This window comes from Ralstonia sp. 25mfcol4.1, assembly GCF_900104095.1.
GTDB lineage: Bacteria > Pseudomonadota > Gammaproteobacteria > Burkholderiales > Burkholderiaceae > Cupriavidus.
Window position 1 is genome coordinate 88,979 of record NZ_FNJO01000009.1, and the last position, 12,395, is coordinate 101,373.

General features: G+C 68.3%; 11 protein-coding genes. 3 read left to right on the plus strand and 8 right to left on the minus strand.

Annotated elements, in window-relative coordinates; genetic code table 11:
- Positions 1-166 precede the first annotated feature (166 nt).
- The 8 genes from kdpE to BLQ58_RS17055 form a co-directional block, all read right to left on the minus strand.
- Positions 167-862, minus strand: coding sequence for a two-component system response regulator KdpE (gene kdpE, locus BLQ58_RS17025; RefSeq protein WP_092600425.1), 696 nt, complete (start codon positions 860-862; stop codon positions 167-169).
- Position 863: 1 nt separating this feature from the next.
- A complete protein-coding gene (locus tag BLQ58_RS17030; protein ID WP_092600427.1) occupies positions 864-3,782 on the minus strand; it encodes a sensor histidine kinase in 2,919 nt (972 codons plus the stop codon).
- Between the two features lie 145 nt (positions 3,783-3,927).
- Positions 3,928-4,545: a potassium-transporting ATPase subunit KdpC gene (gene kdpC / locus BLQ58_RS17035; RefSeq protein WP_092600429.1), complete on the minus strand. Its 618-nt coding sequence runs from the start codon at positions 4,543-4,545 to the stop codon at positions 3,928-3,930.
- Between the two features lie 15 nt (positions 4,546-4,560).
- Positions 4,561-6,669 (minus strand): potassium-transporting ATPase subunit KdpB, encoded by a 2,109-nt coding sequence (gene kdpB / locus BLQ58_RS17040; protein ID WP_254776004.1) that lies wholly within the window; start codon positions 6,667-6,669, stop codon positions 4,561-4,563.
- A gap of 144 nt (positions 6,670-6,813) precedes the next feature.
- A complete protein-coding gene (gene kdpA / locus BLQ58_RS17045; RefSeq protein WP_092600433.1) occupies positions 6,814-8,646 on the minus strand; it encodes a potassium-transporting ATPase subunit KdpA in 1,833 nt (610 codons plus the stop codon).
- Positions 8,646-8,735 carry a K(+)-transporting ATPase subunit F gene (gene kdpF / locus BLQ58_RS17050; protein ID WP_092600435.1) on the minus strand — a complete coding sequence of 30 codons (90 nt, stop codon included), beginning with the start codon at positions 8,733-8,735 and terminating at the stop codon, positions 8,646-8,648. Before kdpF ends, kdpA begins: the two co-directional genes overlap by 1 nt.
- Positions 8,735-8,905 carry a hypothetical protein gene (locus BLQ58_RS29185; RefSeq protein WP_175459939.1) on the minus strand — a complete coding sequence of 57 codons (171 nt, stop codon included), beginning with the start codon at positions 8,903-8,905 and terminating at the stop codon, positions 8,735-8,737. Before BLQ58_RS29185 ends, kdpF begins: the two co-directional genes overlap by 1 nt.
- A 184-nt stretch (positions 8,906-9,089) precedes the next feature.
- Positions 9,090-10,061 carry a magnesium and cobalt transport protein CorA gene (locus tag BLQ58_RS17055; RefSeq protein ID WP_092600437.1) on the minus strand — a complete coding sequence of 324 codons (972 nt, stop codon included), beginning with the start codon at positions 10,059-10,061 and terminating at the stop codon, positions 9,090-9,092.
- Between the two features lie 249 nt (positions 10,062-10,310).
- On the opposite strand from BLQ58_RS17055, the gene minC reads away from it, so the two are divergent.
- The 3 genes from minC to minE are packed head-to-tail and all read left to right on the plus strand — an operon-like array spanning position 10,311 to position 12,314.
- On the plus strand, positions 10,311-11,180 hold the full coding sequence (gene minC / locus BLQ58_RS17060) for a septum site-determining protein MinC (RefSeq protein ID WP_092600439.1): 870 nt from the start codon (positions 10,311-10,313) through the stop codon (positions 11,178-11,180).
- Positions 11,181-11,229: 49 nt separating this feature from the next.
- Positions 11,230-12,042 (plus strand): septum site-determining protein MinD, encoded by an 813-nt coding sequence (gene minD / locus BLQ58_RS17065; protein ID WP_092600441.1) that lies wholly within the window; start codon positions 11,230-11,232, stop codon positions 12,040-12,042.
- A 17-nt stretch (positions 12,043-12,059) separates the two neighbouring features.
- Positions 12,060-12,314, plus strand: a complete 255-nt coding sequence (gene minE, locus BLQ58_RS17070; protein ID WP_008645119.1) for a cell division topological specificity factor MinE — start codon at positions 12,060-12,062, stop codon at positions 12,312-12,314.
- Positions 12,315-12,395: the final 81 nt, after the last annotated feature.

The following is a 12,395-nucleotide window of genomic DNA, read 5'->3' on the forward strand; positions in this document are numbered from 1 at the left end:
CGGAAACGCCTTCCGGACAGCCGGCGTGCGCGCCATGGCTGCCACGGATGGCGATTCAATCCTTTCAAACTGCGACGCGCGACACCATGGAATCTGGTAGGCCAGGACGGTTCCATGGCGCGACCGGGCGCCCTGTGGTTAGGGGCGCGGCACCGCGCGGATGCGGCTACCCGGCGAACCGGTATCCGACCCCCACCTCGGTCAGCAGGTGCACGGGCTGTGCGGGGTCCGGTTCCAGCTTGTGGCGCAGGTGTCCCATGTAGACGCGAAGGTAGTGGCTGCTTTCCGAGTGCGCCGGGCCCCAGACCTCACGCAGCAGTTCGCGATGGGTCATGACCTTGCCGCGGTGGGCGATCAGCACCGCCAGCAGCCGGTATTCGATGGGGGTCAGATGCACCTGCGCATCGCCGCGCGTGACCAGCCGGTTGGCCATGTCCACGCGCACATCGCCGAACGTGATCTGCGGCGTGCCCTGCGGGTTCGTCCTGGCGTGGCGGCGCAGCAGCACGCGCACGCGCGCCACCAGTTCGCCCACGCCGAACGGCTTGGTCAGGTAGTCGTCGGCGCCGGCATCCAGCGCCGCGATCTTGTCGGCTTCGTCGGTACGCGCCGACAGCACCAGCACCGGCACCTCCGTCCAGGTGCGCATTTCACGGATCAGCGTCATGCCGTCGCCATCGGGCAGGCCCAGGTCCAGGATCACGATATCCGGCTGGCGCGTGCCGGCATCGATCAGCCCGCGCTTGAGCGTGTCGGCCTCGTGCACGGTACAGCCCTCTGCCTGCAGCGATTCGCGCACGAAGCGGCGGATATGGGGTTCGTCCTCGACCAGCAAGACGGTCGGCGAATAATCGAATGGCATCTCAGTGCGGATCAGGAAGGATGGTGTCGAGCGGCTCGGGCTCGACGGCAGGAGGATTGCCGCGCGGCAGTGCCAGCGTGAAGCGTGCGCCGGGGCCGGCCGGCTCCACCCAGATGCGGCCGCCGTGGGCCTGCATGATGGCGTCGCACACGGCCAGCCCCAGGCCCACGCCGGCGGTGGCCGATTCGCGCTGGCCACGCGTGAATTTCTCGAAGATGTGGCGCTCCTGGCCCGGCGCCACGCCGGGGCCCTCGTCCTCGACGATCAGGCGCACTTCGTCGTCGAGCAGCTCGCCACGGATGCGCACGACCGTGCCGGGCGCGGTGTACTTGGCCGCGTTTTCCAGAAGGTTGCACAGCACGCGCTCCATCAGCACGCCGTCGCATTCCACCAGCGGCAGCGCGGAAAGGCGGGCCACCTGCACGCGATGCGCCTTCAGTGCCTCGCGCATCGACGCGAGCGCCGCGCCCACCAGTTCCTCCAGCGATTGCCAGCCGCGCTGCAGTGCCACGTCGTGCTGCTGCAGTCGGGCCATGTCGAGCAGGTTGACCACCATGGTCCGCATGCGCAGCGCCTGCCCACGCATGGCCTCCACGGTCTCGGCCACGTCGCCGGCCAGCGCCGGCGTGGCGCGCTGCAGCGTCTCGGCCATGCCGATCAGCCCGGTCAGCGGCGTGCGCAGGTCGTGCGACACGGCGGCCAGCAGCGAACTGCGCAGCCGCTCCGATTCGATCGACACCAGCGCGCGCTGCGCCACTTCCACGTAGTGCAGCCGCTCGATGCCGATGGCGATCAGCGTGGCGAAGACATCGGCCTGACGTCGCAGCTCGGGCTCGGCCAGCGCGTGCCAGGCGCGCGGCTCCACGGCCAGCACGCCGCGCGTCTGCATCGGCGCCTTCAGCGGCAGGTACAGCACCGTGCTGCCCGGCAGCGTATGGGTGCCGGTGCCGGCCGGCTGGCCGTGGTCGAACACCCATTGCGCCAGCACCGTGTCGATGGCCTCTCCCTTGTCGGTCTTGTCGGTCCTGTCGGTCTTGTCACCAGGCCCGCCCGGCGCGCCTCCGGCCATCGGCACCAGCCGGCCCTGTTCGGACACCAGAAAGAACGTCACATGGGCTTCGAACGCGGCGCGCATGAAGCGGCTGCCGATCTCGACCACCTGATCGGTGGTCAGCGCGGCCGACAGCTCGCGGGCCAGTTCGTACAGCGTGCGCGCATCGGTTTCGCGCCGCACGGCCACCTGCGCCTGCTCGCGCAGGCCGGCCGTGAGCTGCCCGATGACCAGCCCCACCGTCAGCAATACGAAGAACGTCAGCAGGTACTGCACGTCGCTGACCGCGAACGACATCCGGGGTGGCACGAAGAAGAAATCGAACGCCGCCACCGCCAGCACCGATGCCAGCGCCGCCGGTCCCCGGCCATGGCGCAAGGCCACGCCGACCACGCCCGCCAGGAACAGCATCGCAATGTTGACGAGGTCGAACCACGGGCGCGCCAGCATCGACAGCACCGTGGCACCGGCGCACCAGACCGCCGCGAACGCGTAGTCGCGCCGGCGCGTGCGTGCCAGTTCGGCGCGGGCCTCGATGGCGGCCTGCGCATCGGCATCGTCATGGGGCGCGACGATCTGCGGCGCGCGCGGCCGAAGATCGGCGCGCGTGGTGTCGGCGGCCACGCGGATCACGTCGATCTCCGGGCAGCCCGCCGCCAGCGCATCGGCAAACGTCTGCCGGCCGATCAGCCGGTTGCCCGCGCCCACCACCGGCGACAACGCACGCGCCAGCCACATGCGCGCCTGATCGATCGGACTGCCCTCGGCGCGCCAGTCGTTGCGGGCACGCCCCACCAGCACCTTGGTCAGGTTGTGGCGGCGCACGTAGCCGGCCACCGCTCTGACCATGTCGTGCCCGGCCAGCGTTTCGGTGCGGGCGCCCAGTTCCTCGGCCAGTTGCATGGCGGCGCGGACGCGCACGCGGACGGGGTCGGCCAGCGGCATCAGCCGGGGCGTGGCGATGGTGACCACGTGCCAGTCGCAGTCGAGCTGGCTGGCCAGGCGCCGCGCGCTGCGCACCACCTGTTCGGCATCGTCGCCGGTGCCAATGCACGCCAGCACGGCCTCGCGGGTGCGCCAGACCGGCTGGATCGCCTCGGCATGGCGGTAGGCGCGCACGTCGTCATCGACGCGGTCGGCGGTACGGCGCAGCGCCAGTTCGCGCAGCGCGATCAGGTTGCCCTTGCGGAAGAAATGCCGGGCCGCGTGGCGCGCCTGGTCAGGCAGGTACACCTTGCCTTCGCGCAGCCGGCGCAGCAGTTCGTCGGCGGGCAGGTCCACCAGCACCACCTCGTCGGCGCCGTCGAACACGGCGTCGGGCACGGTTTCCCAGACGCGCACGCCGGTGATGCCGCCCACGGCCTGGTTCAGGCTGTCCAGGTGCTGGACGTTGACCGTGGTCCAGACGTCGATGCCGGCAGCCTGCAGCTCCTGGATGTCCTGCCAGCGTTTGGGGTGGCGGCTGCCCGCCGCGTTGGAGTGCGCCAGTTCGTCGACGAGTACCAGCGCAGGGTGGCGGGCCAGTGCGCCATCGAGATCGAATTCCTGCAGCACGTGATCCCGATAGGGCACGTCGCGCAGCGGCAGGCGCTCCAGGCCGTCCACCAGCGATTCGGTTTCGGCGCGGCCGTGGGTTTCGACCACGCCGATCACCACGTCCACGCCCTGTTCACGCAAGGCCCGGGCCGCCGCCAGCATGGCAAAGGTCTTGCCCACGCCGGCCGATGCACCAAAGTAGACCCGCAGCTTGCCGTGCGCGGCGCGCACGCCGTCCGCCTGCATGCGTTGCAGCAGGGCGTCGGGGTCCGGGCGGGCGGCGTCAGTCATCGTGTGTGGATTGTGCCACGCAGGCATTCGCGGTGTGTGCATGCGCCGGCCCTCTCCCCCGGCCCTTCGCCCCCGCGCGGGAGAGGTGAGCAAACCACCAGCATCCGATATGCCCCTGGTGTTCTCCCCTCTCCCCCCTGCGGGAGAGGGGCGGGGGCGAGGGCAAGCGCATCGACCACCACGAAATCTATTTCAGCCCATCCAGCGCAAGATTCAACTTGAGCACGTTCACCGCTGGCTCCCCTAGCACCGCCAGGCCCGGGCCCTCGGTGTTAGCCGCGATCAGCGCCTCGACCTTCGCCTCCGGCAGGCCGCGCAGGCGCGCCACGCGCGCCGCCTGGTATTGCGCCGCGGCCGGGCTGATATGCGGGTCGAGGCCGCTGCCCGACGCCGTGACCAGGTCCACCGGCACCGGCGCCCGGTTATCGGGATCGGCGGCGTGCAGCGCATCGATACGCGCGGTCGCCGCGTCGGTCAGCGCCGGATTGGTCGGGCCCAGGTTCGAGCCCACCGACGCCGCGCCGTTGTACGGCATCGGCGCCGTGGCCGACAGGCGGCCCCAGAAGTACTTCGGGTCCGAGAACGGCTGGCCGATCAGCGCCGAGCCGACCGTCCTGCCATCCTGCACGATCAGCGACCCGGCGGCCTGGTGCGGAAACACCGCGCGCGCGATGCCGGTGACCACGCCCGGATAGAGCAGCCCGGTGACGATGGACAGGCCGACGAACACAGTCAGCGCCGGGCGCAGCATGCCGGTCTGGCGAGCCGGCTCGGCCGGCAGGTTGATTTGGGCTTGTGAAGGCATTGCAGTTCTCCGTACTCAGATCCAGCCGAACATCGTCAGGAACATGTCGATCAGCTTGATGCCGGCAAAGGGCACCAGGATGCCGCCCAGCCCGTAGATCAACAGGTTGCGGCGCAGCAGGATGGCGGCGCCCAGCGGGCGGTACACCACGCCGCGCATCGCCAGCGGAATCAGCGCCACGATGATCAGCGCGTTGAAGATCACGGCCGACATGATGGCCGACGCCGGCGTGGACAGGTGCATCACGTTCAGCAGGTTCAGCTGCGGATACGTGGTGGCGAATGCGGCCGGGATGATCGCGAAATACTTGGCCACGTCGTTGGCCACGCTGAAGGTGGTCAGCGACCCGCGCGTCATCAGCATCTGCTTGCCGATCTCGACGATCTCGATCAGCTTGGTCGGGTTGCTGTCCAGGTCGACCATGTTGCCGGCCTCGCGCGCGGCCTGCGTGCCGCTGTTCATGGCGACCGCCACATCGGCCTGCGCCAGCGCCGGGGCGTCGTTGGTGCCGTCGCCGGTCATCGCCACCAGGCGGCCCTGCCCCTGGTATTCCCGGATCAGCGCGAGCTTGGCCTCGGGCGTGGCTTCGGCCAGGAAGTCGTCCACGCCGGCCTCGGCCGCGATCGATGCCGCCGTCAGGCGGTTGTCGCCGGTGATCATCACGGTGCGGATGCCCATCTTGCGCAGCTCGCCGAACCGCTCGCGGATGCCGCTCTTGACGATGTCCTTGAGCTCGACCACGCCCAGCACGCGCACGCTGTCCTCGGTGCCTTCGGAGATGGCCTCGGCCACCACCAGCGGCGTGCTGCCGGCGCGCGCCACATCGTCCACGGCCTGCATGACGGCGTCGGGGAACTTGCCGGCGCGCTCGGTCACGTAGCGACGCACCGCGTCGGCCGCGCCCTTGCGCACGCTGCGCACGACGTTGCCTTGTGCCACATCGACGCCGCTCATGCGCGTCTGCGCGGTGAACGGCACGAAGACCGGGGCAGCCAGTCCGCGTGCGCCCATCTCCGGCGCGGTCACGCCCGGTTGCTGGCGCACCAGCGCGACGATGCTGCGGCCCTCGGGCGTTTCATCGGCCAGCGACGACAGCCAGGCGGCCTCCGCCAGCTGGCGCTCGTTCACGCCCGGGGCGCAGAGGAAGCGCGCGGCCTGGCGATTGCCGTGGGTGATCGTGCCGGTCTTGTCCAGCAGCAGCACGTCGACGTCGCCGGCGGCCTCCACCGCGCGGCCCGACGTGGCAATCACGTTCGCCTCCATCATGCGGCTCATGCCCGCCACGCCGATGGCCGACAGCAGGCCGCCGATGGTGGTCGGGATCAGGCACACGAGCAGCGCCACCAGCACCGTCACCGATACCGGCACGCCGGCCTTGGTCACCAGCACCGCATAGAGCGAGTACGGCTGCAGCGTGGCCGTGGCCAGCAGCAGCACCAGCGTCAGGCCCACCAGCAGGATCGTCAGCGCCAGCTCGTTCGGCGTCTTCTGGCGCTTGGCACCTTCGACCATGCTGATCATGCGGTCGATGAAGCTTTCGCCCGGATTGGTCGTGATGCGGACCACGATCCAGTCGGACAGCACGCGCGTGCCGCCGGTCACCGACGAGAAATCGCCGCCCGATTCGCGGATCACGGGCGCCGATTCTCCCGTGATGGCGCTTTCATCGACGGAGGCCACGCCTTCGATGACCTCGCCGTCGCCGGGGATCATCTCGCCGGCTTCGACCAGCACGATGTCGCCGCGCCGCAGGTCGGTGGCGATGACCGGCTGGGTGGCGCCGGCGGCGCGCGCATCGCCTCGGCCCGGGCGCACCACGCGCGCCATGGTGGTGGTCTTGAGCCCGCGCAGCGCGGCGGCCTGCTGCTTGCTGCGGCCTTCGGCCAGGGCTTCGGCAAAGTTGGCGAACAGCACCGTGAACCACAACCAGACCGCAACGGCCAGGATGAAGCCCGCGGACTCGCTGCCCTGCGCGTGGCCGAGCCATGCACGCAGGAACAGGATCGTCGTCAGGATGCTGCCCGCGTAGACCACGAACATCACGGGATTGCGCAACTGCGCACGCGGCGTGAGCTTGCGCAGCGCATCGATCATGGCCGGCTTGACCAGTTCTGGCGAGAACATGCCGCGCGCGGGGCGCGGGTGATGCGGCATGCCGCCGCCGGCCGCCGTGGCGGTCGCATTGGCTGCCGTGCCGGCGGGACGTGACGGCGCGGCCGGGGTATTACGCGTCGCCGGGGATTGTTGTTGCATGAGAATCTCCGCGAATTACTTGGCTGCCGCCGCAACGGCGGCGGGCTGCAGTTGCTCTGCGACCGGGCCCAGCGCCAGCGCGGGCACGTAGGTCAATGCGCCAACCAGCAGGACCGAACCCACCAGCAGCACCACGAACAGCGGGCCGTGCGTGGGCATCGTGCCGGACGTGGCGGGCGTGCGGCGCTTGGCGGCCAGCGATCCGGCCATGGCCAGCACCGGGACGATGATCCAGAAACGGCCGAACCACATCGCCGCGGCCAGCAGCACGTTGTAGAACGGCGTGTTGGCGGACAGCCCGGCAAAGGCGCTGCCGTTGTTGTTGGCCGCCGACGACAGCGCATACAGGATCTCGGAGAAGCCGTGCGTGCCGGGGTTGAACACCCCTGCGCGGCCCGGCTCCGCCATCACCGCGATGGCCGTGCCGACCAGCACCAGCAGCGGCGTCACCAGAATGGCCACGGCGGTCATCTTCATCTCGTAGGCCTCGATCTTCTTGCCCAGGTATTCGGGCGTGCGGCCGATCATCAGGCCCGCGATAAAGACCGCCAGCACCGCGTAGACCAGCATGCCGTACAGGCCCGAACCCACGCCGCCGAAGACCACCTCGCCCAGCTGCATCAGCAGCATCGGCACCAGCCCGCCGATGGCCGTGAACGAGTCGTGCATGGCGTTCACGGCGCCGCACGACGCGGCCGTGGTGATCGTCGCGAACAGCGCGCTGGCCGAAATGCCGAAGCGCACTTCCTTGCCTTCCATGTTGCCGCCGGCCTGCAGCGCCGATGCCACATGGTCGACCGGCAGCGCCGACAGCGCGGCGTTGACCTGCTGCTCGGACGCCATCGCCGCCAGCGCCATCACCACGAAGATCACCGTCATCGACGCGATCACGGCCACGCCCTGGCGGCGGTCCCTGACCATCTCGCCAAACGTGAAGCACAGCGCGGCCGGGATCAGGAAGATCGCCAGCATCTCGATCAGGTTGGACAGCGGCGTGGGATTCTCGAACGGATGGGCCGAGTTGGCGTTGAAGAAGCCGCCGCCGTTGGTGCCCAGCATCTTGATCGCTTCCTGCGACGCCACCGGCCCCATCGCCAGCGTCTGCGTGGCGGTTTTGGCGTCCTCGGTCACTGGCTTGCCGTCGCGGTCCATCACCGGCTGCCCGGCCGCGTCGACCTTCGGCTGCGTATATTCCACGGCCGACACCAGCGACACGTCCTTGTAGCTGTCGAAGTTCTGGATCACGCCCTGGCCCACCAGCGCCACGGCCATCACGATCGACAGCGGCAGCAGCACATACAGCGTGCTGCGCACCAGATCGACCCAGAAGTTGCCGATGGTCTGGGCGCTGTGGCGCGCAAAGCCGCGAATCAGCGCGAACACCACCGCGATGCCGGTGGCCCCCGAGACGAAGTTCTGCACCGTCAGCGCCAGCATCTGCGTCAGGTAGCTCATCGTGGATTCGCCGGCATAGCCCTGCCAGTTCGTGTTGGCCACGAAGCTGACGGCGGTGTTGAACGACGAATCGGGCGACACCGCGCCAAACCCCTGCGGGTTCAGCGGCAGCATGCCTTGCAGGCGCTGGATGGCGTACACGGCAATCACGCCGATCACGTTGAACACGATCACGGCGACGGCGTACTGTTTCCAGCCCATTTCGGCATCGGCACGCACGCCGGCCAGACGGTACAGCGCGCGTTCGAGCGGGCGGCCCCATGCCGTCAGCCCATAGTTGCCCTCTTCGACGGCGCGGCGCATGTAGCGGCCCAGGAACGGGCCCACCACGAACAGCACGGCAAGGAACAGGGCGAGCAGCCCCAGAAACTGGGAGAAGGTTGACGTGGGCATCAGAATTTCTCCGGCCGGAACAGTGCAACGAGCAGGTAAATGAAGATGGCGACGGCCAGGCCGCCGCTGAGCAGGTCGGTCCAGTCCATCAGGGCCTCCGGTCGGTTGCCGGATGCCCGGGCCGGCCGGGCTCCGCGCCGGTGTCGTCGGCGCCGCCACGGCCAGCGGGCAGGTTGGCGCCCAGCGCGGCGCACAGGGCCAGCAGCGCGCCCGTCAACGCGCCAAAGGCCAGCAATACGAGGAAATAGATCCCGTCCATGATGTGTGTGCAGGCGGGTCGCCTGCAGAGTGATTCACGGATAGGAGGTTAGGGATCGGGGGGTAAAAACGGGGTAGAGAGGGGGAGAGGGGGTGTAAACGAAATATAAAAACGGGCGGCGCAGTGCCGCCCGGACGCGATGTTGCCCTGCTGCCCGGCGGAAGCCGGGAAAAAAACAGCCGCGTTAGATCCAGCCGGCCCGGTGCAGCTTGCGCCAGAGCAATCCGCAGGCCGTGACGGTGACGCCGAGCACCACCGGATACGCGTAGTGCCACTTCAGCTCGGGCATGTCGCTGAAGTTCATGCCGTACAGCGAGAACACCACCGTCGGCACGGCCAGGATGGCGCCCCAGCCGGCCAGGCGCTTGACCACCTCGTTCTGCGTCACGGTCACCAGCGCCAGGTTGACCTGGACGGCCGTGGTCAGCATCTCGCGCACCACGTCCAGCGATCGCACGATGCGGCTGCAGTGATCCTCGATATCGCGGAAATACGCGCGCAGTTCCTTGGGCACCAGGTCTTCATGCAGCCGGATCAGCTGGCCGCAGATATCCTCCACCGGATACACGGCATTGCGCAGCCGCAGTACCTGGTGCTTGACGTGGTACAGCCGCTGGATGGCCTCGCGGTCGAATTCGTCGCGGAAGATGCCCTGCTCCAGCTGCTCGAAGGTGTCTTCCAGCCGCGTGACGATGGGCAGGTAGTGGTCGACCACGAAGTCCATCAGCGCGTACAGCACGTAGCCCGGGCCGTTGGCCAGCCCCTGCGGGTCTTCCTCGCAGCGTTCGCGCACGGGCGCATAGGTGGAACTGGCGCCGTGGCGCACCGACACCACGTAATTGGGGCCGACAAACAGGTGGGTCTCGCCCACCACCACGTCCTCGCCGGCCAGCTGCGCGGTGTTGAGCACCACGAACACCGAATCGCCGTACGTTTCGAGCTTGGGCCGCTGATGGGCGTCCAGCGCGTCTTCCACGGCCAGGTCATGCAGCCCGAACGCCTGCTGCACCCGGCGCAGCAGCGTCAGGTCGGGCTCGTGCAGGCCCAGCCAGACGAACGTGCCCGGTTCCGCCAGCACCTGGCCGATATCGGCGAAGTCCACCTTGCCAAGCTTCTTGCCATTGCGATACGCCGCACAGTTGACGATGGCGCCCATGGCTCCTCCGCGATCAAGATGCGCAATCGTAACAAGGGCGGCGGAACCGTGCGATAGGCGTTGCGCTGACATCAGGGTGTACCCGAACCCGGGCCATCCCGGTACCCATACCGCCCCGCCCGCCACATGCGCGCGCCCTTGCGCGGGGCATATGGTCCGCATGGTTCACCCCCTGCGGGCCGACCAAGATTTGTTACAGTTCCCGAGAAAACCGACGTTAGAATGTCCCATTTCCACGGTCACCCGGCTATGTCCCAGAAGAAATCGCCACGTTTCGAGCTGCGCAGTGGCAATGTCGACGCCCTCCTTCTCGCCCTGCAGACCGCGGACATGGACGCGCTGCGGGATGACCTTCTCTCCCGCTTCGAATCGACCCCCGATTTCTTCTCTGACGATGTGGTGGCGCTGGACCTGCGCCGCCTGGACGGCGACAGCGCGCTGGCGCTGGACCGCGTGATCGACACCCTGGCCACCCTGAATGCCCGCGCCATCGGCGTGGTGGCGCGCCCCGAGCAGCGCGGGTGGGCGGGCGGCTTCGGGCTGCCGCTGCTGGACAGCCAGAGCCGGCGCGGCGGCCGCGACGACGCGGCCCGGGACAAGCCGGACGCCGAAAAGGGTGCCGAAACGGCTTCCGAACAGGGTGCCGCCGATGACGCGCCCGCCAGCGCCAGCCCGGCCGGCAACGGTGCGCAGGGCGCCGGTTCGGGCGCGGCCAACGGCAGCGCATCGGAAATCGCCGAGATCATGGCCGCCGCCAACGCCGCGGCCGCCACGCCGCGGGCCATCCCCACGCTGCTGATCGACAAGCCGCTGCGCTCGGGCCAGCAGGTGTACGCGCAGGGCGATGTGGTGATCCTGGATCTGGTCAGCTACGGCGCCGAGGTCATCGCCGAAGGCAACATCCATATCTACGCCCCCCTGCGCGGCCGTGCGCTGGCGGGCGTCAAGGGCAATCCGGACGCGCGCATCTTCTGCACGTGCCTGGAGCCCGAACTGATTTCCATCGCCGGCATCTACCGGACCGCCGAGCAGACGCTCCCGGCCGAGGTGCTCGGCAAGTCGGCCCAGGTGCGCCTGGCCGACGAGAAGCTGATTCTTGAACCGCTGCGGATGAAATAACGCCGCCGCGCCCATCACGACGAACAACTTTCATACCGGACCAAGAGCCATGGCAAAAATCATCGTAGTGACCTCCGGCAAGGGAGGCGTCGGCAAGACCACCACCAGCGCGAGCTTCGCCGCCGGCCTGGCCCTGCGTGGCCACAAGACTGCCGTGATCGATTTCGACGTCGGCCTGCGCAACCTCGACCTGATCATGGGTTGCGAGCGCCGCGTGGTGTATGACCTGATCAACGTGGTGCAGGGCGAAGCCAACCTGCACCAGGCGCTGATCAAGGACAAGAAGTGCGAGAACCTGTTCATCCTGCCGGCGTCGCAGACGCGCGACAAGGAGGCGCTGACGCGCGAGGGCGTGGAAAAGGTCATCAACGACCTGAAAGCCATGGATTTCGAATACATCGTCTGCGATTCGCCGGCCGGCATCGAGACCGGCGCGCTGATGGCCATGTACTTTGCCGACGAGGCGCTGATCGTGACCAACCCCGAAGTCTCGTCGGTACGTGACTCGGACCGCATCCTGGGCATCCTGGCATCGAAAACCAAGCGCGCCAGCGAAGGCGAGACCATCAAGGAACACCTGCTGATCACGCGCTACAACCCCAAGCGCGTACATGGCGGCGAGATGCTGTCGCTGACCGACATCCAGGAAATCCTGCGCATCAAGTTGATCGGCGTGGTACCGGAATCGGAAGCCGTGCTGCATGCTTCGAACCAGGGCACCCCGGCCATCCACCTGGAAGGCACGGATGTGGCCGACGCCTACGGCGACGTGGTGGACCGCTTCCTGGGCAAGGACAAGCCGCTGCGTTTCACTGACTACCAGAAGCCGGGCCTGCTCTCGCGCATCTTCGGCAACAAGTAAAAGGAGGGCTCATCCATATGTCGATCCTGTCCTTCCTGCTCGGGGAGAAGAAGAAGTCCGCGTCGGTCGCCAAGGAGCGCCTGCAGATCATTCTCGCCCACGAACGTTCCGGCCATTCGGCGCCGGCCGACTACCTGCCGGCCCTGCAGCGCGAACTGGTGGCCGTCATCTCGAAATACGTGAAGATCAGCGACCAGGATCTGCGCGTCAGCCTTGAGCGCCAGGACAACCTGGAAGTGCTCGAGGTCAAGATCGAGATTCCGCAGGCCTGACCTGCCGCACGCCGGCCAGCGTCGGCACCGCGCCCCCCGCCATCCCCACCGAGGGATAACCCTTCCCTACATTCGTTGGGG

Excerpts from the sequence above, each read along its gene's own strand:
- minC (WP_092600439.1), top strand. The coding sequence starts at position 10,311 with ATGTCCCAGAAGAAATCGCCACGTTTCGAGCTGCGCAGTGGCAATGTC.
- BLQ58_RS17030 (WP_092600427.1), bottom strand. The coding sequence starts at position 3,782 with ATGCACACACCGCGAATGCCTGCGTGGCACAATCCACACACGATGACT.
- minD (WP_092600441.1), top strand. The coding sequence starts at position 11,230 with ATGGCAAAAATCATCGTAGTGACCTCCGGCAAGGGAGGCGTCGGCAAG.
- minE (WP_008645119.1), top strand. The coding sequence starts at position 12,060 with ATGTCGATCCTGTCCTTCCTGCTCGGGGAGAAGAAGAAGTCCGCGTCG.
- BLQ58_RS29185 (WP_175459939.1), bottom strand. The coding sequence starts at position 8,905 with ATGGACGGGATCTATTTCCTCGTATTGCTGGCCTTTGGCGCGTTGACG.
- kdpF (WP_092600435.1), bottom strand. The coding sequence starts at position 8,735 with ATGGACTGGACCGACCTGCTCAGCGGCGGCCTGGCCGTCGCCATCTTC.
- BLQ58_RS17055 (WP_092600437.1), bottom strand. The coding sequence starts at position 10,061 with ATGGGCGCCATCGTCAACTGTGCGGCGTATCGCAATGGCAAGAAGCTT.
- kdpA (WP_092600433.1), bottom strand. The coding sequence starts at position 8,646 with ATGCCCACGTCAACCTTCTCCCAGTTTCTGGGGCTGCTCGCCCTGTTC.
- kdpE (WP_092600425.1), bottom strand. The coding sequence starts at position 862 with ATGCCATTCGATTATTCGCCGACCGTCTTGCTGGTCGAGGACGAACCC.
- kdpC (WP_092600429.1), bottom strand. The coding sequence starts at position 4,545 with ATGCCTTCACAAGCCCAAATCAACCTGCCGGCCGAGCCGGCTCGCCAG.
- kdpB (WP_254776004.1), bottom strand. The coding sequence starts at position 6,669 with ATGTTCTCGCCAGAACTGGTCAAGCCGGCCATGATCGATGCGCTGCGC.